The sequence below is a fragment of the Actinoplanes sp. L3-i22 genome (genome assembly GCF_019704555.1).
Lineage (GTDB): Bacteria > Actinomycetota > Actinomycetes > Mycobacteriales > Micromonosporaceae > Actinoplanes.
The window spans coordinates 5,262,899-5,288,723 of record NZ_AP024745.1; the positions used below are offsets into that span (position 1 = coordinate 5,262,899).

Annotated in this window: 19 protein-coding genes; 8 read left to right on the forward strand and 11 right to left on the reverse strand. The window is 73.0% G+C overall.

Annotated elements, in window-relative coordinates; translation table 11 throughout:
* Positions 1–18 precede the first annotated feature (18 nt).
* From L3i22_RS23435 to L3i22_RS54395, 4 genes are read right to left on the reverse strand one after another with little or no spacing between them, the layout of a single operon-like run.
* Positions 19–756, reverse strand: a complete 738-nt coding sequence (locus L3i22_RS23435) for a hypothetical protein (protein WP_221329089.1) — start codon at positions 754–756, stop codon at positions 19–21.
* A complete protein-coding gene (locus L3i22_RS23440) occupies positions 753–1,193 on the reverse strand; it encodes a DinB family protein (protein ID WP_221329090.1) in 441 nt (146 codons plus the stop codon). Before L3i22_RS23440 ends, L3i22_RS23435 begins: the two co-directional genes overlap by 4 nt.
* Positions 1,190–1,975 carry a metalloregulator ArsR/SmtB family transcription factor gene (locus L3i22_RS23445; RefSeq protein ID WP_221329091.1) on the reverse strand — a complete coding sequence of 262 codons (786 nt, stop codon included), beginning with the start codon at positions 1,973–1,975 and terminating at the stop codon, positions 1,190–1,192. The genes L3i22_RS23440 and L3i22_RS23445 overlap by 4 nt, the downstream gene beginning before the upstream one ends.
* A gap of 32 nt (positions 1,976–2,007) precedes the next feature.
* The gene (locus L3i22_RS54395; protein ID WP_221329092.1) at positions 2,008–4,143 is read right to left on the reverse strand and encodes a sensor histidine kinase; all 2,136 of its coding nucleotides are present in this window, start codon (positions 4,141–4,143) and stop codon (positions 2,008–2,010) included.
* Positions 4,144–4,191: 48 nt separating this feature from the next.
* On the opposite strand from L3i22_RS54395, the gene L3i22_RS23455 reads away from it, so the two are divergent.
* The 3 genes from L3i22_RS23455 to L3i22_RS23465 all read left to right on the forward strand — a co-directional run bounded on the left by L3i22_RS23455 (position 4,192) and on the right by L3i22_RS23465 (position 6,856).
* On the forward strand, positions 4,192–4,836 hold the full coding sequence (locus L3i22_RS23455) for a response regulator transcription factor (protein ID WP_221329093.1): 645 nt from the start codon (positions 4,192–4,194) through the stop codon (positions 4,834–4,836).
* Between the two features lie 68 nt (positions 4,837–4,904).
* Positions 4,905–5,660, forward strand: a complete 756-nt coding sequence (locus L3i22_RS23460) for a BTAD domain-containing putative transcriptional regulator (protein ID WP_221329094.1) — start codon at positions 4,905–4,907, stop codon at positions 5,658–5,660.
* Positions 5,657–6,856 carry a cytochrome P450 gene (locus L3i22_RS23465; protein ID WP_221329095.1) on the forward strand — a complete coding sequence of 400 codons (1,200 nt, stop codon included), beginning with the start codon at positions 5,657–5,659 and terminating at the stop codon, positions 6,854–6,856. Before L3i22_RS23460 ends, L3i22_RS23465 begins: the two co-directional genes overlap by 4 nt.
* 10 nt (positions 6,857–6,866) lie before the next feature.
* On the opposite strand, the gene L3i22_RS23470 is transcribed toward L3i22_RS23465, so the two are convergent.
* The 3 genes from L3i22_RS23470 to L3i22_RS23480 form a co-directional block, all read right to left on the reverse strand.
* Positions 6,867–7,439 carry a hypothetical protein gene (locus L3i22_RS23470; protein WP_221329096.1) on the reverse strand — a complete coding sequence of 191 codons (573 nt, stop codon included), beginning with the start codon at positions 7,437–7,439 and terminating at the stop codon, positions 6,867–6,869.
* A gap of 96 nt (positions 7,440–7,535) precedes the next feature.
* Positions 7,536–7,712, reverse strand: coding sequence for a hypothetical protein (locus tag L3i22_RS23475; RefSeq protein ID WP_221329097.1), 177 nt, complete (start codon positions 7,710–7,712; stop codon positions 7,536–7,538).
* A complete protein-coding gene (locus tag L3i22_RS23480; protein WP_370644499.1) occupies positions 7,709–7,948 on the reverse strand; it encodes a hypothetical protein in 240 nt (79 codons plus the stop codon). The genes L3i22_RS23475 and L3i22_RS23480 overlap by 4 nt, the downstream gene beginning before the upstream one ends.
* 436 nt (positions 7,949–8,384) lie before the next feature.
* Between L3i22_RS23480 and L3i22_RS23485 the strand changes: the two genes are divergently transcribed.
* Together L3i22_RS23485 and L3i22_RS23490 are read left to right on the forward strand one after the other, a co-directional pair.
* A complete protein-coding gene (locus L3i22_RS23485) occupies positions 8,385–9,683 on the forward strand; it encodes a hypothetical protein (protein WP_221330117.1) in 1,299 nt (432 codons plus the stop codon).
* Positions 9,684–9,690: 7 nt separating this feature from the next.
* Positions 9,691–10,566, forward strand: a complete 876-nt coding sequence (locus L3i22_RS23490; protein WP_221329099.1) for a phosphotransferase enzyme family protein — start codon at positions 9,691–9,693, stop codon at positions 10,564–10,566.
* A gap of 38 nt (positions 10,567–10,604) precedes the next feature.
* Here the strand turns inward: L3i22_RS23490 and L3i22_RS23495 are convergent, their stop codons facing one another.
* The gene (locus tag L3i22_RS23495) at positions 10,605–11,348 is read right to left on the reverse strand and encodes an SDR family NAD(P)-dependent oxidoreductase (protein ID WP_221329100.1); all 744 of its coding nucleotides are present in this window, start codon (positions 11,346–11,348) and stop codon (positions 10,605–10,607) included.
* On the reverse strand, positions 11,345–12,160 hold the full coding sequence (locus tag L3i22_RS23500; protein WP_221329101.1) for a type II CAAX prenyl endopeptidase Rce1 family protein: 816 nt from the start codon (positions 12,158–12,160) through the stop codon (positions 11,345–11,347). The genes L3i22_RS23495 and L3i22_RS23500 overlap by 4 nt, the downstream gene beginning before the upstream one ends.
* Before the next feature lie 147 nt (positions 12,161–12,307).
* On the opposite strand from L3i22_RS23500, the gene L3i22_RS23505 reads away from it, so the two are divergent.
* Both L3i22_RS23505 and L3i22_RS23510 read left to right on the forward strand, forming a co-directional pair.
* Positions 12,308–13,486 (forward strand): sensor histidine kinase, encoded by a 1,179-nt coding sequence (locus L3i22_RS23505; RefSeq protein ID WP_221329102.1) that lies wholly within the window; start codon positions 12,308–12,310, stop codon positions 13,484–13,486.
* Positions 13,483–14,157, forward strand: a complete 675-nt coding sequence (locus L3i22_RS23510; RefSeq protein ID WP_221329103.1) for a response regulator transcription factor — start codon at positions 13,483–13,485, stop codon at positions 14,155–14,157. The genes L3i22_RS23505 and L3i22_RS23510 overlap by 4 nt, the downstream gene beginning before the upstream one ends.
* Positions 14,158–14,194: 37 nt before the next feature.
* Here L3i22_RS23510 and L3i22_RS23515 read toward each other — a convergent pair whose 3' ends face one another.
* A complete protein-coding gene (locus L3i22_RS23515) occupies positions 14,195–16,423 on the reverse strand; it encodes a M4 family metallopeptidase (protein ID WP_221329104.1) in 2,229 nt (742 codons plus the stop codon).
* A 295-nt stretch (positions 16,424–16,718) separates the two neighbouring features.
* Here L3i22_RS23515 and L3i22_RS23520 point away from each other — a divergent pair, with 295 nt between their 5' ends.
* Positions 16,719–24,995: an S-layer family protein gene (locus L3i22_RS23520; protein WP_221329105.1), complete on the forward strand. Its 8,277-nt coding sequence runs from the start codon at positions 16,719–16,721 to the stop codon at positions 24,993–24,995.
* Here L3i22_RS23520 and L3i22_RS23525 read toward each other — a convergent pair.
* Positions 24,955–25,824: a hypothetical protein gene (locus L3i22_RS23525; protein WP_221329106.1), complete on the reverse strand. Its 870-nt coding sequence runs from the start codon at positions 25,822–25,824 to the stop codon at positions 24,955–24,957. The genes L3i22_RS23520 and L3i22_RS23525 overlap by 41 nt on opposite strands.
* Position 25,825 lies beyond the last annotated feature (1 nt).

Genomic DNA, 25,825 nt, shown 5'->3' on the forward strand with positions numbered 1-25,825 from the left:
ATGCCCGGCGCCGTGGCCTCAACCGGCGTCGAAGGTGAACTCGAACTCGCCGCTCTCGATGCGGTGGATGAGTTGGCTGACGTCGTCGGCCTGGGGTATCGCGCCGGCCCATCCGGGGCTGTCGGTGTCGACCAGGAGCACCGGCGCGGGATCCTTTCGCAGGTCCAGCACCAAATGCTCACGGGCACCGTCACCGCCGATGATCGCGATGCCCGGGTGGGTGTCGGTGGCCTCGGCCCAGGCCCCGTGCAGGCCGAGCATCTCGTGTGGCGTGTTGAGCCAGACGTAGGTCCCGCTCGTCGGCCATCCCCGCCGGAACCAGGACGGGCCCCGCAGGTAGCTTCGCCACGCCTGCGGCAACGGCCGGCCCAGAGCCGCTTCCGCCGCGGCGAACTCGGCGTCGTCGACCGGGCCGCGGTAGTCGGCCTCCTCGACGATCGCGCCGACGAGGTGGGCGTTGAGCTCGGCGACCCGGTCCGCCGGGATCCGGTACTCGAACTCGCCGGGACGGGTGCCCGGGTGCGGCTCGAACCGGTCCAGGAACCGCCGGGCGACCTCGAACCGCACCACGTAGCCGACCCCACCCGCCGGCACGTCCCGCTCCCGGCAGGTCCGCACGGCGGACCGGCGATCAGGGACGGCACAGAAGGCCGGCTGATCCGGCAGCGGCCAGGCCCGCCAGCCTGCCGACTCGACCACGTCCAGTTCGCCCTGCCCGACGGACCGCCACAGGGTGAGGTGATCCCGCGGAGTCACAGTTGCTTCGTGTGTCCGGGCAGCTCCGCGGCGGCGAGGCCGGTGAGGATGTCGCGCAGGGCGAGGGGCTGGTCGACCAGGCAGGTGCCGTTGGACAGCAGCAGGGCCGGCACGTTGGTGTCGAGTTCGGGTTCGCTCAGCACCGCGGCCAGGGCGCACAGCGCGTCCCCCTGCGCCCGGACCCGCTCCCGCAGCCCCTGCGCGCCGCCCGCGAGGGCGATGACCCGGTCCAGCGTCCACGAGTCCTGGGCCGGGCGGTTGTCGTACGTCGAGATCGCCCCCGAGGCGACCGCGACGACGGTGCCGATGGTGGCCGCGCCGACCAGCGAGACGTGCGCCAGGATCTGCTCGGTGCTCCATTCGCCGGGCGGCGGCACGGCTCGCGGCTCGGCGGCCAGCAGCGCGTCGTAGGCCTGCCGGAGCGGGTCGGCGTTCATCGGGCGGCGTGCGCGGCGGTCATTTCCCACGGCGCCTGCGGGAGCACGTCGCCGGTCTCCAGCAGGGACTTCAGGTTCGACAGGACGGCCGGCCAGCCGCTCGAGATGCCGTTGAGCATGTCGACGTCGGGCAGGTTCTCGTGCGTCACGGTGAGGCGCACGATGTCCTGGTGCGGTTCGACCAGGAACGTGACGACCGACGGTTCGCGCTCCCGGTCCGGGCTGTCCTCGAAGGTGATGGCCAGGCGGCTCGGCGGCTCGGCGGTGAGCACCTTGCCCACCACGTCGACGACGCCGGAGCCGTCGGCGCGCCGGTGCTCCCAGGGGGAGCCGGGCAGCCAGTCGGAGACGTTGGCGTGGCCCCAGAAGCGCGCGGTCAGGTCGGCGTCGGTGAGGGCCTGCCACACCTGCTCAGGGGTGGCGTGGATGTAGGTGACGTAGACGTACGTCGGCACGGAGGTCATGGCGTACTCCTCTGCTCGGTGCTTGATGGCGCTGAGGGCGCGCAGGCGGGGCTCGTCGAACTCGGAGATCCAGCGGTCCTGGATCTCGTGGATCGGGGCCGGGTTGAGGTAGTGCAGGCGCTCCCGGCCCCGTCGCACGACGGTGACCAGGCCGGCCCGCACGAGCAGGTCGAGGTGCTGGGTGACGGACTGGCGGGCCATGGTCAGGTGATCGCAGAGCTCGCGCAGGGTCTGGCCGTTCTGTTCGCGGAGCCGGTCGAGCAGCAGCCGCCTGGTCGGGTCGGCCAGCGCCTTGAAGATCAGCTCGGTATCCCGCACACCGCATTATGCAGGTATTCGCCTGCCTATTGTCAAGAAGGGCTCACCGGGAGGCGGACCAGCACGAGCGTGCCGCCCGCCGGGGACGCGCCGATGTGCGCCGTGCCGCCCAGCTCGGTGGCCCGCTCGCGGATGCCGGTCAGGCCGACCCCGGCCCGGTAGCGGGCCGGCAGCCCGCACCCGTCGTCGCCGATCTCCAGCGAGAGCGCGTCCGGCCCGCGTCCGAGCCGCACGACGCACTCGCTCGCCCGGGCGTGCCGGACCACGTTGGTGATCGACTCCGAGACGATGTGGTACGCCGCGACCTCGACCGCCGCCGGCAGCGGCTCGATCTCGCCGTCGGCGTGCACGGTCACCTCCACGGCGCCGGCGCTCAGATGCTGGGCGCGTTCACGCAGCGCGGCCACCAGCCCGAGCTGGTCGAGCGCCGGCGGACGCAGGCCGTGCACCAGCCGCCGTACGTCGGAAAGCGCCTGCCGATGGGTGCCGGCCAGCCCCGCGAAGATCTCCGACGCCCGGTCCGGATCGGCCGGCAGCAGCGCGAGAGCCAGTTCGAGGCTCATCCCGGCGGAGGCCAGCGTCGGCCCGAGCCCGTCGTGGATGTCGCGCCGCAGCCGCCGGCGCTCCTCCTCCAGGGCGGTCACCGTCCGCTCCAGCGAGCGCTGCAACCGGGTGGTCAGCAGCAGGTTGTGGGCGGTCGCGCCGACCTGCCGGGCGAGCACGTCGAGCAGCCGCGAGTCGCGCGCCCCGAACGGCTCCTGGCGCGGCCCGGGGTCGAGCACCAGCCGGCCGATCTCCTCGCCCTGATGCACCAGCGGCAGTTCGAGCGGCCGGCCGGACGGGCGCCCGTGCGAGAACGAGGGCAGATCCAGGCCGTCGACCTCGATCGCCACGTACGACAGCCGCAGCGTCCGGGCCAGCGTCTCGACCAGCCGGGCCAGCACCGACTCGACCGAGCCGGCCGACTCCAGGCGCTGACCCAGCACGGTCAGCACCTCGTACGGATCGTCCCGCGACCCGTAGACCAGCCGCCCCACCACCCGCCGCAGATACCGCTGGGTGGGCGAGAACGCGAGCGCGACCACCGCCGCGACCAGCACGCTCTTGCCGGCCCCGAGCGCCGTGGCCACCACCAGATACGCGGTCATCAGCCCGGCCGTCACCAGCCCCTGGACCAGCGGGCGGCGCAGCACGACCTGGATGTCGAAGAGCCGGTAGCGCAGCACGGCCAGCGCGAGCGCGACCGGGAACGGCGCGAACCCGACGGTGGTCAGCACGTTCCAGGGCAGCAGCGGGCGGCCGATCACCCACTCGGGGATCCGGCCCAGGAGCATGTACAGCACGGCGCCGGCGCCGAACGCGTACACCGACAACCGCATCCGCCCACGCGCCTCGGGCCCGCTCAGGCGGTAGCCGGCCAGGAACGCGGCGGCGATCAGGAACGGAAAGACGTTGGCGGCCGGTGTGGACAGCGAGACGAGCACCCGCCGGTCGAGCGGGTCCGCGGTGAGCACCGCGCCGGCGTAGAGCAGCGGCGGCAGCAAGTACCCGGCGAGGACCACCGCCCGCCGCGGCGCCCGGCGCGGCCACGGCGCCGGGAAGACCGTCGCGAAGTGCAGCAGCACCGACCAGAGCAGGCAGGACGCCACCTCGCCGAGCATGTCCGGCCACAATCGCCCGGTGGCCACGTCGACGATCTGGTTCGAGTACGGGAAGGCCAGGCTGGACAGGAACAGCAGCAACCCCATCGCGTACAGGGTGCGGGCCGCCGGATCCCGCGGACGCCGCACGATGACGAACGCGCAGACCGCCCACATCCCCACCCAGAACGGCACCGTCCACAGGTTGTCCCGCAGGAACTCCAGGAACGGGTACCGGTGCAGCGTCACCGGCACGTTCAGGATCTGCTCGTGGCGGGTCACCGTGTAGGTCAGCGTGTCCCCGAAGCCGAACGACGGCTGCACCCGCGTCACCGGGACCCCGTTCACCGCCGTCACCAGGTCCCCGGCGTGCAGCGGCCCGGCGGACTCGGTCACCACCAGCCCCGCGGCGGACCAGCTCGCCGCGCTCGGGCGGGTCAGCGCGCCGTCGGCGGGCGCGAGCATGCGCACGGCGAGCACCAGACCCGCCGGGACCACCCACGCCGCGTACGCTGCCGCCCGTACCAAAGCCCGATTTTTCACCGACGCACCCACCGCGACCCCGGGAGCCGAGAGATGTCCGACCTGCGCGTGCTGCTGGCCGACGACCACCCGGTCTTCCTGGCCGGCATGCGCCAGCTCGTCGACGCGACGCCGGGCCTGACGGTGGCCGCGGAGGCGACCTCCGGCACCGGGGCGGTCGCCGCCGCCGAGGCGCACAGCCCCGACGTGGCCGTTCTCGACCTGCACATGCCCGGCCTCTCCGGCGTCGAAGCCACCCGCGCCATCACCACCCGCAACCCGGAAATCGGCGTGGTCATCCTGACCATGCTGGACGACGACGACTCGCTGTTCGCCGCGATGCGCGCCGGCGCGAAAGGGTACCTGCTCAAGGGCGCGGGCCCGGTGGAGGTGGCGCAGGCGATCGTGGCGGTCGGCGCCGGCGCGGCGGTCTTCGGCCCGGGGATCGCGCACCGGCTGATCGACTACTTCGCCACGCCCGCGCGCGCCTCGGCCGAGGAGATCAGCGGGCTCACCGCGCGCGAACGCGAGATCCTGGAGCTGGTCGCCGACGGGCACAGCAACGCGACCATCGCCGAACGGCTGTTCCTGAGCCCGAAGACGGTCCGCAACCACGTCTCCAACATCTTCGCCAAACTCCACGTCGCCGACCGGGCCCAGGCCATGCTCCGGGCCCGCCGCGCCGGGCTGGGCAGCTGAGAACCGGGACACCGACCGGGACTCCAGCACCATCCGCCCGCGGCATCCGGCCGGTTAGCGTGCGGATCATGACACTGTTCACGCTGCTCGGACCGATTCGCGCCTGGCGCGACGGGCGGGAACTGCCGATCGGCTCCCCGCAGCAGCGCACCGTGCTGGCCGTGCTGCTGCTGCGCGAGGGCCGGCTGGTGACCGTCGACGAGCTGGTCGCGGCGCTGTGGGACGGGGAACCGCCGGTCAACGCGCTGGCCGTGGTGCGCACGTACATCTCCCGGTTGCGGCGGGTGCTCGGCGGCGACGCCGACATCCGCACCTACGGGCGCGCCTACCTGCTGGACACCCCGGCCGAATCGGTCGACGTGCGGCAGTTCCGGCACCTCACCGAGCGGGCCGGGCAGGCCGGCGCCCGGGGCGAGCACGAGGCCGCGTTCCGCGACCTGCGGGCCGCCGCCGCGCTCTACCACGGCTCGCCGCTGGCCGGCGCCGTCGGGCACTTCGCCGAGGGCCAGCGGCACCGGCTCGCCGAGCTGGTCCTGGCCGCCCAGCTCGACCTGCAGACCGCCGGGCTCGGCCTGGGCCGGCACCGGCAGGCGCTGCCCGACCTGATCGGGCTGGCCGCCGAGTATCCCCTCACCGAACGCGTCCAGGAGCTGCTCCTGCGCGCGCTGTGCCAGGCCGGCCGGCAACCGGAGGCCCTGATCCGCTACCACGAGCTCCGCCGCCGGCTCGCCGGCGCGCTCGGCATCGACCCGGGCCCCGGCCTGCAGAGTCTCTACCTGGAGATGCTCGTCAACGACCGCCCGGTCGCCCTGGCCCGCTCGTGATCACCGAGCTGGCGTCGCCCCCGGCCTGGCCGGTCCTGGGACACCTGCCCGCGCTGGCCCGCGGCGGGCGCCCGCACCGCGTCCTCGAGGACTGGTGCGACCGCTACGGCACGACGTACCGGCTGCGCCTGCCGTCCGGCCCCGCCGTGGTCACCGCCGACCCGAAGATCGTGCACACCGTCCTGCGTGGCCGGCCCCGCCTGTTCCGCCGCGATCCGCATATCACCCGCACCATCGAGGCGACCGGCGTGCACGGCGTCTTCACCGCCGAGGGCACCCGCTGGCACGCCGACCGCCGGGCCGCCAACGACCTGCTCGACCGGGACCCGCTTGCCGCGGTCCTGCGTTCGGTCACCCGCCTGCGCCGGCGCTGGCTGGCCGCAGATCAAAATCCGCTTTCGGTACGGGTGATGCCCGACCTGACCCGGCTGAGCCTCGACGTCACCCTGGCCGTGACCACCGGCCGGGACCTCAACGCGCTCGACCACCCGGACGGCCCGTTGCCGACGCTCGTCCCACGCCTGTTCCCAGCGATCCACCGGCGGATCAACGCGCCGTTCCCGCTGCCCCGCGACCGCCGGCTGGAGAGCCTGCTCCGCTCGGCCCGCGAACTGCTGCCGGACGTGCACTTCGGAACCGTGCTCACGCTGCTGCTGGCCGGCGAGGACACCACGGCCGCGGCCGCCGGGTGGGCGCTGTACTACCTGGCCACGCACCCGGAGGAGCATGCCCGGGTGCGCGCCGAGGCGGACGGGGGCGAGCTGTCGGAGGTGGGCCGGCTGCGGTACGCGCAGGCCGTCGTCCGGGAAGCGCTGCGGCTGCGCCCGCCGGCCTCGCTGACCGTGGTCGAGGCGATCGAGGAGACCGAGCTGCTCGGTGACGGCGTGCTGCTGCGCGCGGCTCCCGGCCTGCCGATCTGGGTGCTGCTGGCCTACGGCGCCCGTCGCTTCCCGGACGCGGCGTCGTTCCGCCCGTCCCGCTGGCTCACCGAGCGGATCCCGGAGAACACGCTCTACCTGCCGTTCGGCGGCGGCCCGCGGGTCTGCCCGGGCCGCAACCTGGCCATGCTGACCGCCACCCTGGTCGTCGCCATGGCCGCCCGCGACTTCGACCTGCGCGCCGACGGCACCCCGCGCGAGCGGGTCGCCTTCACCGTCCACCCCGACCGGCTGGCGCTGACCCTCACCCCTCGGTAGCCCGCGCCGGCTATCCGCCGTAGAAGAACAACCTGGCGAGGGCGACCCACGTGGTCCAGAACGGGGGGATCGGTTCCTCGCGGCTGCCCGACAACGTGTAGGCCAGGGCCAGAACCGTGGCCGGAAGCAGGATCAAGCCCGGTATGGCGAGCACCGTCGTCAATATCCGTGGACGCCGGCTCAGCGGACGAAGTGCGACTGCGCCGACCGCCGCCGCCAGGACCGCACCCAGCACGGCGCCGAGGGTGGACCAGCCGGTGGGGCGGTAGAAGGTGATGACCGCGCCGAGGCTGTCGTGGGTGTAGGCGAGGACGACGTCGTCCCGCTGGGCACGCCAGTTCGAGCAGGGGAGTCCGGTGATGGTGGTGAAGTCTTCCCAGCCGTGTGCCTCGGCGTTGGCGCGGGCGGTTTCGTCCGGGCCGCAGTCGGAGTCGCCGATGATCGCACTGCCGTCGTGGGGTGTGTAGGGGATCTCGACAAAACCGGCACCGGACTCCTCGTCACCCAGGCGGGAACCGTAGACGTAGTCGCGGTGCTCCACCTCGCCTTCGGGGGTGACGCCGGGCCGGACCTCCCGACTCATCCGCAGGGCCGTGGCGTTGTCGGGCAGGGGGCCGTGCGACCCGGGCACCAGCGCTGCTGGACGCCCCGACCGCCTGGCGCTGACCCGCGCCCCTCGTCAGTCCTCGTCCTCGTCCGGCTGCGGTGGATTGACCGGCAGGCCGGCGGCCGCCAGGAACGCCTCCAGCGTCGCCGCGAGCGCGTCGACCCGGTCGTCCTCGACGAACGCGAACCCGTGATCGGCCATCAGGCAGGCGACAGCGGTCGCGATGCCCTTGGGCGTGGTGGTCGTCATCGGTTCCTCCTGGGGGGTTGGTGTGCCATGCGCAGGCCGTCGACCTGCACGAACAGCGATCTTCGCGCCACCGCGTCACCCGCGGCGTCGAGCTGGTACCCGTCGAGCCAGACCCAGCCGGCGTAGGTCTGCCAGTCGTGCACCCGGATCACCCGGAACAGGATCGGCGAGAGGAACTGCACGCTCGCGGCCCTCCCGACGACCAGCACCTCGCCGGACCGAGGGAGCGCGTTCACGTCCCGGCCCGCCGACCGTCGAGGCACCATTCCGCCTCCGGCGGCCAAGACCCGAACTGCTTCCCGCGTACGTCCATTGCCGGCGTCTCATCCCGTGTCGAAGTATTCGGATCGCCGCCGCCTGACGTCGTTGCCCACGATCGCGGCGGTGTGTATCGACAGTGCCGATACGCCCGCGGGATCGGTAGGACCACGCTGGGGACGCAGCCCGTACCTCACCGGGTACCTACCGCGCCGGCAACGGCTTGACCTGCGGGGCAGACCCCTTCGGCCGGGTCACCCGGATCAGCGAGTCCACGGTGGGGTCCCATCCTGAGCGGTCCGTGCCGAATGCGTTGAGATCGCTGGATTCGGGTGCCACCCTTGGCCGATACCTGCGGCGCGAGGTATTGCGGCTTTCTCGTTCTGCCGCTGCGAAGGGAGGTCCAGCGTGCGCATGGAGATCGATTCGAACTGGTGGGCGGCAGGCTCCTGGGAGGGCCGCCCGATCCGCGAGTTCCTGGAGCGCCGCGATGTGACGGCGATCTTCCGATTCCTGCATGCCCGCGGGATCTCGTACGGCGCTATCGGCGGCCTGGTCGGTATCTCCCCGAATCGGGCTGCCGAGATCGCGAAGAACATCCGGCAGGTGACCGCGTACGAGGTCCTGGAACGGGTTGCGATCGGACTGCGCATTCCGCGTGCCGCGATGGGCCTCGGTTGTGAGTCCACCCCGGCGGCGGACGAGTACTCCGACGATGCAGCACCCCCGCTCACGCAGCTCCGCACGCAACTTGACGAAGTGCTGGCGGCTTCAACCGTGTCGACCCGTCAGCTGGAACTCATCGAAGAGTCGGCTCATGATCATCTGCGTGCCTATCCGGCGGTCCCGCCGGCGGTGACCCTGGAGCGGATCGCTGTCGACTGCGCCGAGGTCCTCACCCTGTCGCGGCGTCGGCAGCCGGCCGTGATCCAGGCCAGGCTGTCCGGGACCGTGGCCGTGCTCGCCACCATGTGCGCGGATGCGTTCATGCGGATGGGTGGGACCACCGACGCCCGGTTGTGGTTCCGCACGGCATTGGTCGCGGCTGAGGACAGTGCACAGCCCACGCTGGCCGTCCTCGTCCGAGCCCAGGCCGCCATGTTGCCCTACTACTACGGTGACCCGCAGCGGACGGTCGCGCTTGCCGACCGGGCGCTGGCGATGTCCCGCAGCCCGTGTGCCTCGAGCGTTCTGGCCGCGGCGGGTCGTGCTCGTGCGCTGGCCCGCGCTGGTGCGACGACCTCGGCCCGCGCCGCGGCAGAGCACGCCCGCGCCCTGTTCGATCAGGCCGGCCTGCCGGACAGTGACGCGGCGTTCGAGTTTCCCGCCAAACGCCTGCTGTTCTATCTCTCCGGTACTGCCGCATGGATGGGCGAGACGGTCCAGGCGTATCGGCTCCAGGAGGAAGCGCTGGTTCTCTACCGGGACGGTCCGGCCGGTTCGATCGACCCGGCGCTGATCAAGATGGACCGTGCGATGTGCCTGGCTCGGGAGAGGCGGATCGGTGAGGCCGTCGTCGTCGCCCGCGGTGCCATCGCCGCGCTGCCGCAGCCGCAGCGCACCGAGATAGTGCTGACCCGGGCCCAGGACGTCATCGCCGCGGTGCCTGCCGATCAGCGTGATGGTCCGGTCGACGAGCTGGGAGATTACCTCCACGAGTGCCGGCTGCGGGTCCGTACCCTTGCGGGAGGTGACGCCGGCCTCGACCCGTAGGAGCGTTATGTTCACCGAGGAGCAGAGCCGGCCCGTTCTCGCCAAGGTCTGCGGTCTTCTCGGCCGGCCCGTCGCCGAGGCGGTGCTGCTGCGCCATCACACCAACGCCGTCTATGCGGTCGCCGGGGTCGTCGTCAAGATCGCGCCGCCGGCCATCACCTTCGACTGCCTGCGGACGGTCGTTGATCTTGTTCAGTGGTTGGTCGAACGCGGGTTCCCGACCGTGGCGCTCGTCGCGGATCTGCCGCAGCCGATAGAGGTCGACGGCTATCCGGTCACGGTCTGGGAGCGACTCGACGCGGGTGTCGACCGACCCGTCACGACGGGCGAGCTCGGACGCCTCCTGAACGATCTGCACGCCCTCGCCCGCCCGCCGATCAAGCTGGCCACTCTCGACCCCCGGGCCGGGATCCGCCGCTCGATCGCCGCGTCGCGCATTCTGCCGCCGAGCGACCAGAACGTGCTGGTTCGCCGGCTGGGTGTGCTGTCCGAGGTGTGGACGACCGGGATGCCGTTGGGAGTCGGTCTCGTCCAGTCCGATCCGCAGGTGCGAAACGCGCTGCGCCGCGCGGACGGCACCCCGGTCCTGGCCGACTGGGACGGTGCCTGCATCGGTCCGCGGATCTGGGACGTGGCAACGGTCGCGGTGCACTGCCGTCGATTCGGCGCCGGCCACGCCTTCACCGACTTTCTTGCCGCCTACGGGCGGGATCCGCGCGAATGGGAACACTTCGAGGATCTCTGCCGGCTCCGGGAGCTGCAGATGATCGCCACCAACGCGCGTAAGGCGGAACCCGGCAGCGCCGCTGCGGCCGAGGTCCACCGTCGAGTCGCCGGTCTGCGGCGGGGGCGCCGGGAGCTGACCGCCTGGAGCATCCTGTAGCGACGGCGGCCGGCCCGGTGAGCTGCGGCAATGGCTGGTCAGATGGTGAAGCCGCCGTCGACGTTGAGGGTGGCGCCGGTGATGTAGCCGGCGTCCGGGCCGGCCAGGAACGCTACCGCGGCGGCGATGTCGGCCGGTGCCGCGTAGTGGCCCAGGGCGGTGAAGCCGTTGACGGTGGCGGCGTCCGGGCCGTCGGCCGGGTTCAACTCGGTGTCGGTGGGGCCCGGGTTGACCAGGTTGACGGTGATTCGCCGGCCGCCGAGTTCGCGGCCGAGGGCCTTGGTCAGGCCGGTCAGCGCGGTCTTGCTCATCGCGTAGAGGGCGAAGCCGGGGAAGACCGCCCGTTCGGCCACGTTGCTGCCGATGTTGATGATCCGGCCGCCGGCCGGCATGTGGCGCACCGCGGACTGCGAGGCGACGAACGGCGCCCGGACGTTGACCGCCACGGTCTGCTCGAACTCGTCCAGGCCGAGTTGCCCGATCGGCCCGAGCAGGAACGAGCCGGCGTTGTTGACCAGGATGTCCAACCGGCCGAGCTGGTCGAACGCACGGTCGACGGCGGCGACGACCGCGGCCGGGTCGGCGCTGTCCGCCCGTACCGAAATCGCTTGTCGCCCCAAGGTTTTGATCTGGTCCACCACGTCGTCGGCGCGTTGCTGATTCCGCTGGAAGGTGAGGGCCACGTCGGCGCCCTCCTCGGCCAGGCGCAGTGCCACGGCGGCGCCGATGCCGCGCCCGCCGCCGGTGACGAGAGCTACCTTGCCGTCAAGTGCGTTGGTCATGCCGGAATCCTCGGCGACGCCGGATCGGCTGTCTGGCGGTGATCGGACGCCGCGTTGCCGCGCCGGGCGCGGTGGGCGACGACCAGCAGGGTCAGGATGATCATGGCGGGGATGTACTGCCAGCCGCCGCTGACCGCGGCCATCGACCCGGCGGCGTTGAACGAGGCGTGCAGCAGCGCGACCGCCAGGATGCTGCCGCCGGTGTCGACCAGCAGCGTGCCGATCAGGTAGCGCAAGAACGGCGCGGCCAGCGTGAGCAGCGCCAGGTCGAGGCCGGCCGCGCGCCAGGTCGTGTGCGCCCAGCCGTCCGCGGCGAAGATCAGCGGCAGGTGGATGAGCAGGAACGGCACGGCGGTGCGCAGCGATCCGGCGAGCAGCCCGTGCCGGGCCATCAGCCGGCTCTGCACGAACCCCGACCACGCGGTCTCCTCCCAGAGGTTCCCCAGCAGAACACCGAAGATCAAAGTCATGAAGAGGTACGTCGTGACCAGCTTGAGCCACCCGCCGTCGGGCTGCCGCAGCGTCCCGGTGAGCGCGGCGACCAGCAGCGTCAGGGCCGGCATGGCCGCGAGCAGGACGGCATACCGGCCGGCCCCGAGCCGCCATCGGGTGATGCCGGCGTAGAGGCGGCGCACCCCGGCCCGGCCCTGGGTGTACGCCGTGATCGCGGTCGCGCCGCCCAGCAGGAACACCAGTTCGGCCAGCAGGGCCGGGGTCAGGTCGGCCCCGTTGAGCAGGAACGTCAGCTGGGTGGCCCAGGTCAGGCCGATTACGGTGACGAGGAAGACGCCGAGCGGGCGGGGATGGTTCACGATGACTCCTTGGTCGATGGCTTCGACACCACGGTGGCCGGTGGCCGGGCCCGTCGTCGTCGCCCGGCGCGACGAGAGCGGGTGCTCCTCGCGGCGTACGCCCGCAGGCTGACTCGCCCGGATCCTGCCGCGGGCTACGGTGGCGAAATGAGCCCCCCGCGGAGTCCCCTGGAACTGTGGCGATCGATTGATCGCCGGGTCCTCGACGCGGCCGTGGCGGCTCTGTTGTTCCTGGTCATGGCGGCTGAGCTGGCCGGCGATCGGGCCAGCACGCCGGTGGCGTACCTGCTGGCGGCGGCGGTCACGGCGCCGCTGGCCGGGCACCGCCGGTATCCGGTGGCGGCGGTGGCGTGCGGCACCACGGCGGTGCTGGCGTACTCGCTCGGGCACTTCAGCGCGTTCCCCGGCTACGCGCTGTTCGCGCTGACGTTCGCGGTCAGCCTGCACGCCGACCGGCGCCGGGCCGGGTTCGCGTTCGCCGCCGCGCTGGTCGCGCTGGCGGTGGCGCTGAGCCTGCAGCCCGCCGGGGTGGTGACCGCCTCGACCTGGATCAGCACCGTGCTGGCGCTGGTGGTGGCGTGGCTGGCCGGGGAGAACGTCCGGGTCCGCCGGGTCCAGCTGGCCGAGCTGCGGGAACGGGCGCGCGCCCTCGAGCAGGACCGGGAGCTGCGCGAGCGCCAGGCGGTGGGCCAGGAGCGGCTGCGGATCGCCCGGGAGCTGCACGACGTGGTGGCGCACTCGATGAGCGTCATCGCGGTGCAGGCCGGGGTCGCCCACCACGTCATCGACAGCCGGCCCGAGCTGGCCCGGCAGGCGCTGGCCACGGTGGAGACCAACACCCGGGCGGCGCTGGTCGAGATGCGCCGGCTGCTCGGCGTGCTCCGCCAGGGCGACGAGCCGTCGGCCAGCCTGGCGCCGGCGCCCCGGCTGACCGACGTGCCGGCCCTGGTGCGGCAGTTCGCCGAGGCGGGCCTGGCGGTGGAGCTGCGGGTGGACGGGGTGCCGGACGGGGTGCCCGACGGCGTCGACCTGTCGGCGTACCGGATCGTCCAGGAGGGTCTGACCAACGTCCTGCGGCACGGCGGGCCCGCGGCCGAGGTGTCGATCGGCTATCCCGGTACGGCCGTGGTGATCGAGATCTGTGATCCGGGGCCGCCCGCGCGGCGGGCGCCCGGGGAGAACGGCCCGGGCCACGGCCTGATCGGGATGCGCGAACGGGTCGCCGTGTTCGGCGGCCGGATCACCGCCGGGCCGCGGGCCGGCGGCGGATTCCGGGTGGCGGCCACGCTGCCGTTCACCGCCGCGGCCCGGGCGGGCGCGGCGTGATCCGGGTGCTGGTCGCCGACGACCAGGCGCTGGTCCGCGCCGGGTTCGGGGTGCTCATCGAGTCGGCCGACGACCTCGACGTGGTGGGCCTGGCGGCGGACGGCGCCGAGGCGGTGGAGCTCACCCGGCGGACCCGGCCGGACGTGGTGCTGATGGACATCCGGATGCCGGTGATGGACGGCCTGCGGGCGACCGCGCGGATCCTCGAGGAGGCCGATCCGGGCACCGTGCGCGTCCTGATGCTCACCACGTTCGACCTCGACGAGTACGTGTTCGGCGCGCTCAAGGCCGGTGCCAGCGGCTTCCTGCTCAAGGACACGCCGCCGGCCGACCTGCTGGCCGGGATCCGGATCGTGGCCGCCGGGGACGCCCTGCTGTCGCCGAGCGTGACCCGGCACCTGATCGAGGAGTTCGTCCGGCGCCCGGCGAGCACCCGGCCGGTCCCGCCGTCGCTGGACGGGCTGACCGAGCGCGAGGTGCAGGTGCTGACCCTGGTGGCGCGGGGGCTGTCCAACAGTGAGATCGGGCAGCGGCTGTTCGTCAGCCCGGCGACGGCGAAGACCCACGTCGGCCGGCTGCTGATGAAGCTGGGTGTCCGCGACCGCGCGCAGCTGATCATCGTGGCCTACGAGTCCGGGCTGATCTCGGCGCACCCGCCCGAGCCGGGATGAGGGGCGGCGACCGGAGGCCGCCGCCCCTGCCGGGCCGTTACAGCGAGAGCGTCCAGCTGGTGAGGGTGCCGGTGTCGACGGTGGCGGCGTCCTGCACGCGCAGGGTCCAGATGCCGTTGGCGGTCTCGCCGGACAGGTTCACGGTGTAGGTCTGGTTGATGTTGTCGGTGCTGCCGCCGGCCCGGTTGTGCAGGACGTAGGCGGTGCCGTCCGGCGCGATCAGGCTGACCACCAGGTCACCGATGTAGGTGTGGGTGATGTGCACCTCGACCGAGCTGGTCGCCGAGGCGGCGGTGGCGCAGCCGGTCAGCTCGACGGTGCTGGTCACGGTGGTGTTGTCCGGGATGGGCACGGCGGTGGCGTTGGTGGCGACGCAGCCGGGGGAGCTGTTGACGGTGACGGTGAGCGCCGCCGACCGGGTGATCGACGCGGCGGTGGCGGTGATGGTGACCGGGGCGCTGCTGCGGCCGGCGCCCTCGGCCGCGGTGACCGTGACGGTGGTCGACTCACCGGCGGTGACGGTGGCCGGCTCGAAGGAGACGGTCACGCCGGCCGGGGTGGCGCCGGCGGTGAACGTCACGGTCTCGGCCTCGCCGTTGACCAGCGCGGTGCCGGCGGTCAGGGTGGCCGAGGTGCCCGGGTCGAGCGCGGTGGCCGGGGCCGACAGGGTGAGGGCGAAGTCGTTGCCGGTCGAGCAGAAGTCGTCGCCGGCCACGTTGACCGCGGTCCAGGCGGCCTGGACGGCCTTGTAGTCGGTGCCGCAGAAGCCGTAGAGGTCGGCGGCCGCCGCCAGGGTGTAGCCGCGCGCCGCGGTGTAGCTGGTGTTGGACACGAAGTAGCTGTCCAGCGCCCGGAACCAGATCGCCGCGGCCTTGTCGCGGCCGATGCCGGTGACCGGGGACGCCGAGCCGCACAGCGGCGAGGTGCCGTAGGAGGTGGCGCCGCTGCCCTCGGCCAGGTCGAAGAAGAAGTGGTTGGCCACGCCGGACGAGTAGTGCACGTCGACGTTCTTGGTGGTGCTCGACCAGCAGCCGTGCGACGAGCCGTCGAGGGTCGGGTTGTACATGTACCGCAGCGGTGCCCCGGTGCCCCGGATGTCGATCTTCTCGCCGATGTCGTAGTCGCCGGGGTCGGTGGCGCTGTTGGCGTAGAACTCCACCATGCTGCCGAAGATGTCGCTGGTGGCCTCGTTCAGGCCGCCCGGCTCGCCGGAGTAGGTGAGCCCGCCGGGCACCACGTTCTCGGTGACGCCGTGCGACATCTCGTGCCCGGCGACGTCCAGCGCGACAAGCGGTTTCGCGTTGCCGGAGCCGTCGCCGTAGGTCATCTGCGCGCCGTCCCAGAACGCGTTGACGTAGGCGCTGCCGTAGTGCACCCGCGACGGCACGCCCGCGCCGGTGCCGAAGATGCCGTTGCGGCCGTGCACGTTCTTGAAGTAGTCGAACGTGGTGGCCGCGCCGAAGTGCGCGTCGACCGCGGCGGAGGCCCGGTCGCTGTTGGCGCCGGTGCCCCAGACGTTGTCGGCGTCGGTGAAGACGGCGCAGGTGCCCGAGGTGCGGTTGCCCATGTCGCAGGTGGAGCCGTTGCCGCGGACCGGGTCGGTGAGGCTGAACGCGGTGTCGCCGGCCGTCGTGTCGACCGCGACCGGGCCGGCGTAGATGCTGTTGCCGGTGCCCGCGACGCTCTCGATCTCGTCGTAGGAGCCGGTGACCTTGCCGGTGCGGGCGTCGGTGACGACGTGCAGGCGCGACGGGGTCTGCCCGTCCGGCAGCCGGCCGCTGACCACGGTCTCCCAGGACAGCACGCCGGTGCCGTGGCCGGCGTCGACGAACAGCTCCGGGGTGCCGGTGCTGGTCACCCTGCCGGTGAACGCGGCGGTGGCGGCCCGGCGGGCCGAGGCCGCGGTGACCTTCGGGGTGGTGGTCAGGCTCAGCGGCGCGGCCAGGCCGACCGAGCTGCCGGCGAAGACACCCTTCGCATCGGTACGGATGATCAGGTCACCGCCGTGCACCCGCAGCCCGTCGTAGGTACGGGTGTAGCGCACGGTGCCGCGGCCGGCGGCGTCGGTCTTGCTGCTGTAGACCTGGTAGGCGTCCTCGGGCGAGGCCTTGACGGCGGCGGGGTGCTGGGCGAGCGCCTGGTCGGCCGCCGCGGTCAGCGACGGTGCCGGGGAGGCGGGCGGGGCGGCCGACACGGTGGTGGCGGTCGCCGCCAGCCCTCCGCCGGCCAGCGTGATGATGCCGGCCAGCGCGGTTGCGATTCTCACTAACGTCCTCCTGCGAATGGGGAAGAAGACATCTATTGATGTCTATCTTTCTATGCGTGGAGGCTTATGTGTGCCGTTACGTATGTAAATTTCATGTTCCGGATCGGACAGGCTCCCGCGGGCGCGGGCTGACGCCGTACGCGAGGAAGGGGTTTGGGAATTTGTCTGACTGCAAATGACTTGTCTGGATAAACGTGACTATCTGTCATTTTTTCGGTGGATCGCGCATAGCCTGGGACGTGGCGGGCCGGGACGTGCCCGCATGTCGATCTGATCGAACAGGGGCACCCGATCCGTGCGTGGTTCACTCAGCCGGTTCGCCGCGGCCCTGATGGCCCTCGTGGCCGCCGCGGCCGTGGTCGCCGTCCTGCTGCCCACCGGGACCGCGGCGCTCGCCGCGCAGACCGTCTGCCCGGCCGCGGTCGCGCTGACCAACGGCGACTTCGAGCAGCCGGTGATCTCCAACGGCGCGGTCTCGATCATGTCGCAGTCGCTGGTGCCGGGCTGGCTGACCACCGCGACCGACCAGAAGATCGAGCTCTGGCGGGGCTACGGCGGGGTGGTGCCGGCCTCCGGCAGCCAGCACGCCGAGCTGAACGCCAACATGGTCTCGACGCTCTACCAGGACCTGCCGACCACTCCCGGACAGACGCTGCGCTGGCAGCTGAGCCACCGCGGCCGCACCGGCACCGACACCATGGCGGTGATGATCGGGGCGCCGGCCGGGGTGCTCGCCCAGCAGGGGCCGAACATCTCCGACCCGAACACCGCCTGGGGTACGTACTCGGGCGTCTACACCGTCCCGGCCGGGCAGACCAGCACCCGGTTCGCGTTCAAGTCGGTCTCGTCGGCCAGCACCACCCCGAGCATCGGCAACTTCCTCGACGCCATCTCGTTCGGCTCGGCCGCCTGCCTGGGCACCACCACCACGGTCAGCAACGCCACCGGGGCGAGCACCGCGAACGTCGGTGACACGCTCACCTACACCGTGACGACCCGCAACAACGGCGGCAACCCGGCGCGGCTGGCGTCGATCAGCGACGCGCTGCCGGCCGGGACCACGTACGTGCCGGGCTCGCTCAAGTCGATCAGCGGGTCGACGACCGTCAAGCCGACCGACGCCTCCGGTGACGACGCCGGCGAGTACGTCAGCGGCTCGCGGACGGTGAACGTGCGGGTCGGCTCGGGCGCGAGCAGCTCGGCCGGCGGCACGCTCGGGCCCGGCGACAGCCAGGCGATCTCGTACCAGGTGGTGGTGAACTCGGCCCTGGCCGGGACGACGCTGGACAACGACACGACCGCGGCGTACACCGAGACGCTCGCGAACACCCCGGCCACCTCGACGTCGGACACCGCGAGCATCGCGGTCAACCCGGCCGCCGACCTGTCGGTCACCGCGGCCCAGGTCACCGCGGCCGTGGTCGCCGGCCAGCCGGTCGGCTACACGGTCACCGCGAGCAACGCCGGGCCGAGCGCCGCGAGCACCGTGCAGCTGATCGGCACGGTCCCGGCCGGACTGACCGGGGTGACCGCCTCGTCGGCCGGCGGCACCTGCACGGTCACCGGCACGAAGGCCGAGTGCGACTACCCGAGCCTGGCCGCGAACGCCACCCGGACCATGACGATCACCGGCAACGTGCCACCGGGGGAGACGCCGGGCACCACCTACACCCTCGGGGCGTCGGTGACCAGCGCGACCTACGAGACCAATCAGTCGGACAACTCGGTCTCGGTCAGCAAGGCGGCCACCGCCAGCGCCAACCTGGGCGTGACCATGACCTACGCGCCGGCGGTGCCGGTCGCCGGGGACCCGATCACCTACTCCGCGGTGATCACCAACCAGGGCCCGTCGACGGCCCGCAGCCTGGTGCTGTCCGACCCGATCCCGAGCAACTCGACGAACGCGTCGGCGACCGTGCCCGGCGGCACCTGCGCGACCACCTCGACCGGCACCATCGAGTGCACCCTGGCCAGCCTGGCCGCCGGGGCCAGCACCACGGTCACCATCACGATGACGCTGCCGCAGAGCAACCCGACGGTGAACAACGCCGTCTCGCTGACCGCGGCCACCCCGGACCCGGACGTCAGCAACAACATCGTCACGGTGACCGGGGCCGGCGCGCTGGTCGCCGACATCGGGATCACCCTGAGCCTGGGCACCACCACGGCGTACGCCGGGGACTCGACCACCTACACCCTGCTGGTGCACAACTACGGCCCGTCGATGGCGGACAACGTCACGTTCGTCCCGGTGCTGCCGCCCGGCGTGTCGATCATCCGGCCGACCACCGGGCCGTTCGCCGCCTACTGCACCCCGAACGCCTGCACCATCCCGCACCTGCCCAGCGGCGGCACCATCCCGCTGTCCGGCACGATCCAGCTGTCCCCGGACGCGCAGGCCGGGCCGGGCACCGCGACCGTCCAGGTGATCTCCACGACCACCGACAACAACGCCGCCAACGACAAGCTGACCACCAACTTCACCGTGCTGCTGCGCAGCGACCTGCGGGTGACCCAGACGATCACCGACCCGGACCGGGCCGGGGCGAACCTGGTCGCCGGCGAGCACGTCCGCAGCGTGGTCACGGTGACCAACCAGGGCCAGACCCGGGCCGAGGGCGTCCTGCTGCAGCAGCCGGTCCCGGCCGGGCAGGTGGTCCCGTCGGCGACCACCGCGGCCGGCAGCTGCACCTTCCAGGGCAGCACCGACGCCTCCGGGATCACCCCGGACGGCGGCCTGCTGATCTGCACCCGGTCCCTGATGGCCACCGGCGCGACCTGGGACATCACGTTCAACGCCACGCTGCCGGCCGGCTACAGCGGCAGCGGCCTGAGCCGGACCGCGACCGTCTCGGCCACCTCCCCGGACCCGGACGCCACCAACGACAGCGCCACCACCACGGTCACCGTCGACCACCTCGCCGACATCGACGTCGCCGCGACCACCGGCACCCCGCACGTGGTGGCCAGCGACCCGGTCGGGTACACCGTGACCGTCCACAACACCGGCCCGTCCGACGCCACCACGGTGGTGTTCCAGATCCAGCCGCAGACCGGCCTGCTGATCAGCTCCGGGACCTCCTGGTCCGGCGCGTACGACGCGGGCACCGGCCGCTGGTCGCTGCCGGTGCTGGCGGCCGGCTCGACGCTGACGCTCGCCCTGGGCGGCACCGCGCTGCAGGCCGGCAGCCCGGCCACCATCGCCCGGCTGCTCTCGGCCGACAGCACCGACCCGGCGAGCGGCAACAACACCGCCCAGGCCACCGTGGTGATCGACCCGGCCGCCTCGTCGCTGCGGATCACCGCGGCCGCCACCGTCGCCCCGGCCAGCCGGCAGAACGCGGCGCTGCCCGGCGACGCGGTCACCTACCGGTTCACCGTCGTCAACGACGGCAACGTGACGATGAGCCAGATCACCGCCGGGGACGCGCTGACCGGCACCGCGACCTGCCCGGGCACGTCGCTGGCCGCGGGCGCGTCGATGATCTGCACCGGCAGCACGCCGTACACGATCACCCAGACCGACTTCGACGCCCAGGCGCCGGTCTACAACACCGCCACGGTGACCGCGACCCCGCCGGGCGGCGCCGCGGCGGCCACCTTCGGGCCGGCACCGGTGACCGTCACGCTGGCCACCGGCACCGCGTCGATGCGCGCCACGGTCACCGCCGCGGTCAACCCGGCCGGGCACACCGGCGCGGCCCGGGCCGGGGACACGGTCACCTACACCTATCTGCTCACCAACGACGGCAACGCCGCGCTCACCCAGGTCGCCGCCGCCGACACGCTGGCCGGCGCGGCCGTCTGCCCGGGCAGCACGCTGGCCGTGAACGCGTCGATGACGTGCACGAGCGGCGGCTCGTACACGATCACCCAGGCCGACGTCGACGGCGGCGGGCCGGTGGTCGACGCCGCCACGCTCACCGCCCGGCTGGTCAACTCCGGCACCACCCGCTCGTTCGGGCCGTTCGCCACCAGCGTCGCCGTCGCCACCGCCGCGCCCGCGCTGACCGCGGTGGTGACCGCGAGCGTCACGCCGCCGGCGCGGCAGAGCGCCGCCGCCAAGAACGACACCATTTCCTTCGCGTACGCGGTGACCAACACCGGCAACGTGACGATGACCGGGATCGGGGTGACCGACACCCGCACCGGGATCGCGAACTGCCCCGCCGCGACCCTGGCCGTCAACGCCACCATGACGTGCACCAGCACCGGCTCGTACACGGTGACCCAGGCCGACCTCGACGCCGGCGCCGCGATCGCCGACAGCGCCACCGTCACCGGCCGCGCGCCCGGCGCCGCCACGTCGAGTTACGGCCCGTTCGGCGCGTCGGTCCCGGTCGCCGTGCCGGCCCCGATGCTGGCCGTCGCGGTCACCGCCGCGGTCAACCCGCTCGCCCGGCAGAACGCCGCGCAGGCCGGCGACACCATCGGCTACACCTACACGGTCACCAACAACGGCAACGTGACGATGTCCAGCCTGGCGGTCACCGACACCCGGCTCGGCGCCGCCGTCTGCCCGGCCACCACGCTGACCGCCGGCGCCGCGATGACCTGCACCGCGACCGGCTCCTACACGGTGACCCAGGCCGACCTCGACGCCGGAACCCCGATCGTCGGCACCGCCTCGGTCGCCGGCCGGGCCCCCGGGGCCGGGGTCAGCGCCACCTACGGCCCGGGCACCGCCGCGGTGACCGTCGCCGCGCCCGCCCCGTCGATCGCGGTCGTGGCCACCACCACGGTCAACCCGGCCGCCCACCAGAGCGCCGTCCGGGTCGGCGACACCATCGCGCTCACCTGGACCGTCACCAACGACGGCAACGTCACGATGACCGGCATCGCGCTGACCGACCCGCTCGCCGGCACGGTCAACTGCCCCGGCAGTACGCTGGCCGTCGGCGCGTCGATGACCTGCACCAGCGCGGCGCCGTACACGGTCACCCAGGCCCGGATCGACGCCGGCCTGCCGATCACCGCGAGCGGCACGGTCAACGCCGGCACCCCGGGCGGCGCCAGCCCGGTGTTCGGGCCGTTCACCGCGAGCGTGAACGTCGCCCCGGCCGTCCCGTCGCTGAGCATGTGGGCGACCGCCGTGGTCGCCCCGGCCGCCCGGCAGAACCAGGCGCAGGTCGGCGACACCATCACCTACCAGTACGACGTGATCAACACCGGCAACGTCACGATGGGCAGCCTGGCGATCAGCGACACCATCGGCGGGGGCGGCAGCTGCCCCGCCGCCACGCTGGCCGTCGGCGCGTCGATGACCTGCACCGGCGTCGGGTCCTACACCGTCGTGCAGAACGACATCAACGCCGGCACGCCGATCACCGACGGCGCGGTGCTGACCGCCCGGGCCCCCGGCGCGGCGGTGTCCAGCACGTACGCCACCGACACCGACACGGTCGCCCTGGCCCGGGCCGCCGCGTCGCTGACCGTCACCACCACCCCGGCGGTGAGCCCGGTCGCGAACCGGTTCTCCGCCGCGGCCGGCAACACGATCACCTACAGCTACCTGGTGACCAACAACGGCAACGTGCCGATGACCGCGGTCAGCCTCAGCGACGCGCTGACCGGCGCGGCCAGCTGCCCCGGCAGCACGCTCGCCGTCGCCGCCGAGATGACCTGCACCAGCGGCACCGCGTACACCGTCACCCAGAACGACGTCGACACCGGCGGGCCGGTCACGTCCATCGCCACCGCCCTCGGGCAGAGCCCCTCCGACACCTCGGCCCAGCCCTACGGTCCGGTCGCCCTGACCGTGCCGGTCGCCCCGGCCAACCCGCTGCTGCAGCTCACCCCGGCCGCCCTCGCCAACGGCGGGAACGTGGGCAACACGGTCGCGTTCACGTACTCGGTGCACAACATCGGCAACGTCACCATGGACACGCTGCGGGTCAGCGGCTCGACCGGCGGGGTCGCGACCTGCCTGGCCACCACGCTCGCCGTCGGCGCGACCACCACCTGCACCGGCGGCACGTACACCATCGTCCAGGCCGACCTGGACGCCGGCGCCGCGATCTCGGACACCGCCGGCGCGGTCGCCCGGCGCGCCGGAACCCCCACCGACCTGAGCTTCACGGCGCCGGCCGCCACCGCGGCGGTCGCGGTCGCCGCGCCGTCGCTGACCATCGCCGCCGGCGCGGTCGTCGGCAACCCGGCCCACCAGAGCGCCGTCGCGGCCGGGGACGTGATCACGTACGCCTTCACGGTCACCAACAACGGCAACGTGACCATGGACAACCTGGCCGTCACCGACACCCTGTCCGGGACGGTCGGCTGCCCGGCCGCGCCGCTGCCGGTGAACGGCAGCGTGATCTGCTCCGGCGGGCCGCCGTACGCGGTGACCCAGTCCGACATCGACGCCGGCGCGCCGATCGTGTCCGACGCCCACGTGCTCGGCCGGCAGGTCGGCTCCCCGGCGCCGCGCTCCTACGGACCCGCCACCACCAGCATCGGCGTCGCCCCGGCGACCCTGGCGCTGAACGCGGTGGTGACCGCCGTGATCAGCCCGGCCGGGCACCAGAGCGCCGCCGACACCGGTGACACCGTCACCTTCCGGACCGTGCTCACCAACAACGGCAACCAGACGATCAGCGACCTGGCCGTCAGCGACCCCCGCTCCGGCGGCGCCACCTGCCCGGGCGCCGTCCTGGCCCCCGGCGCGTCGATGACCTGCACCAGCGCGACGCCGTACACCGTCACCAACGGCGACGTGGACACCAACGCGCCGGTCGTCACCACGGTCGCGGTCACCGGCCGGACGCCCGGGGCGGCGTCCGCGACCACCCTGACCTCGCCCTCGGCCGGCTTCCCGGTGGTCGCCTCCGGCCCGGCGCTGAGCGTCGCGGCCACCGCCGCGGTCACCCCGGCCGGCCATCACGACCAGCTCGTGCTCGGCGACACCATCGCCTACCGCTACACCGTCCGCAACACCGGCAACGTCACCATGGTCGGGATCGCGGTCATCGACACCCGGGCCGGCGCGGCCACCTGCGCGGCGACCACCCTGGCCGCGGGCGCCAGCACCACCTGCACCGGCGGCGCGGCCTATGCGATCGACCAGCCCGACGTCGAGGCCGGGACGCCGATCGGCTCCAGCGCCACGGTCCGGGGCCGGGCGGCCGGCACGGTCCCGGTGCTGTCGTTCGGGCCGGCCACCACGACCGAGCAGATGGCGGTCGCCGCCGACTCGCTCGCGCTGGCCGTCGCCGCGGTGGTGTCCCCGGCCGGCCACCAGCTCGGGGCGGAGGCCGGCGACACCGTCACCTACCGGTACACGGTCACCAACGACGGCGACGTCGCGGTGACCGGCATCGGCATCAGCGACCCCCGGGCCGGCGCGGCCACCTGCCCGGCCGGGCCGCTCGCCGTGGGCGCGGTGCTGACCTGCGCGACCACCACGCCGTACCGGGTCACCCAGGCCGACGTCGACGCCGGCGTCGGGCTGCACGACCTGGCGACGGTCAGCGGGCGCCGGCCCGGCGCCCCGGCCGACGTCGTCTACGACCAGCAGTCGGCGACCGTGCCGGTCGCCGCGGCCCAGGGGAAGATCGACATCGACGTCTCGGCCGTCGTCGAGCCGCGGACCGTGCCCGGATCGGTCTCCGCGGCCACCGTCATCCTGGGCGCGGCGCCGGCGGCCGGCGACCGCCTGCGCTACCACTACATCGTCACCAACAACGGCAACGTCACGATGAGCGGCGTCGGCGTCTTCGACGGGCTGGTCGGCTCGACCACCTGCGTCAGCACCGTCCTGACCGTCCACTCCTCGACGGCCTGCACCGCCGACCTCGCCTACCTGGTCACCCAGCAGGACATCGACACCGGACGGACGATCACGAACACCGCGGTCGCCAGTGGCCTGGAACCGGGCGCGACCGCCCGCCTGCAGTCCTCGCCGGGCAAGCTGGACACCTCCGTCGAACCGGCCGCCCCGTCGGTGGCGGCCAGCCAGACGATCGCCTGGAACGACACCGACGGCGACGGCCGGCCGCTGACCACCGACGACATCACCTCCACGATCGAGGTGGCCAACAACGGCAACGTCACCCTCAACGGCATCGTGCTGACCGGCCTGCCGGTCGCGGTGACCTGCCCCAGGACGACGCTGGCCCCGGCCGAGAAGATGACCTGCACCTCGGCGGCCTATCACCTGAGCGAGCAGGACATCGCCGCGGGCACCAGCTTCCTGGTCAAGGCCGACGCGACCACCCCGACCAAGCCGTCCGGGGTGCAGGCCGAGGCGCCCGGCACGATCACCCCGGCCGCGCCGTCGCCGTCGGCCGGTCCGTCCGGGACCGGCACGCCCAGCACGCCGGCCACGTCGCCGTCGCGGACCGTCGCGCCGTCGCACACCGCGAAACCCACCCGGTCGCCCGGCCACAGCGCGCCGGCGTCCCGGCCGGCGTCGCCGTCGCAGCTGCCCGGCGGCGACTCCCCGGGCGGCGGCAGCCCGGTCACCGGCGGCGACTACGCCCGCCTGCTGGCGATCGGCTGGCTGCTGGTCTCCGGCGGCGCGGTCCTGCTGATCGTCACCCGTCGGCGGGCTCGTCGAACGGATACAGCTCCTTGAGGTTGCGGATCACGTCGTTGATCCGCTCGGTCGCCGCGTTCCGGGAGGAGATGCGTTCCATCCGCAGCAGGCCGCGGGGCCCGACCATCCGGTGGTAGTGCAGCACCCGGGGCTCGGCGTAGCGCCGCCCGCTGCCGCGCAGCGCGGCACTGCTGCCGCGGGTGTGGTAGTTCAGGTCGATCGGCAGGTAGTCGACCGTGTGCCCGAGGTGCTCGCAGGCGATCGCGAACGAGACCTGGTCGGCGAACATGTGCGCCGGGCCGAGCAGCTCGATCCGGTCGAGAAGCCAGCGGTTCCAGGTCGACCAGGCGTCGCCGAACTCGGCGAACAACCGTCCCGGCAGGACGTAGAGCCCGCCGTTGCAGAACGCGGCCGGCGTCGGCTCGCCGTTGCCGGCCAGCACCCGGCGCCCCGGCAGCCGCAGGCCCGCCTCGGCGAACAGCGCCGCCCACTGCTCCTCGCGCAGCTGCGGCCGCTGGGCGATCCGGGCCCGGATCCGGTCGCCGCGCAGCCACGGGGTGATCGGCGCGGCGAAGGCGAGGTCGCAGTCGCAGAGCACCACGTGGCCGGCCCCGCCCAGCGCGCCGCTGCCGAACTGGGCGAGCTTGTTCGAGTACGGATGCCGCTCGTCGAACGCCTCGACCGGCACCACCTGAACGCCCCAGGAGCCGAGCAGCTCGCGCAGCCGCGGATCACCGTCGCCGATCGTGTGCACGACCAGCGACTCGGCACTCTGCAGGCCGTAGATCATCAGGCTGGCCGCCCAGAGCAGCGCCTGCCGGGCGAACCGCGGGTCGTCGTCCACGACACAGGAGAAACGGGCTGTCACG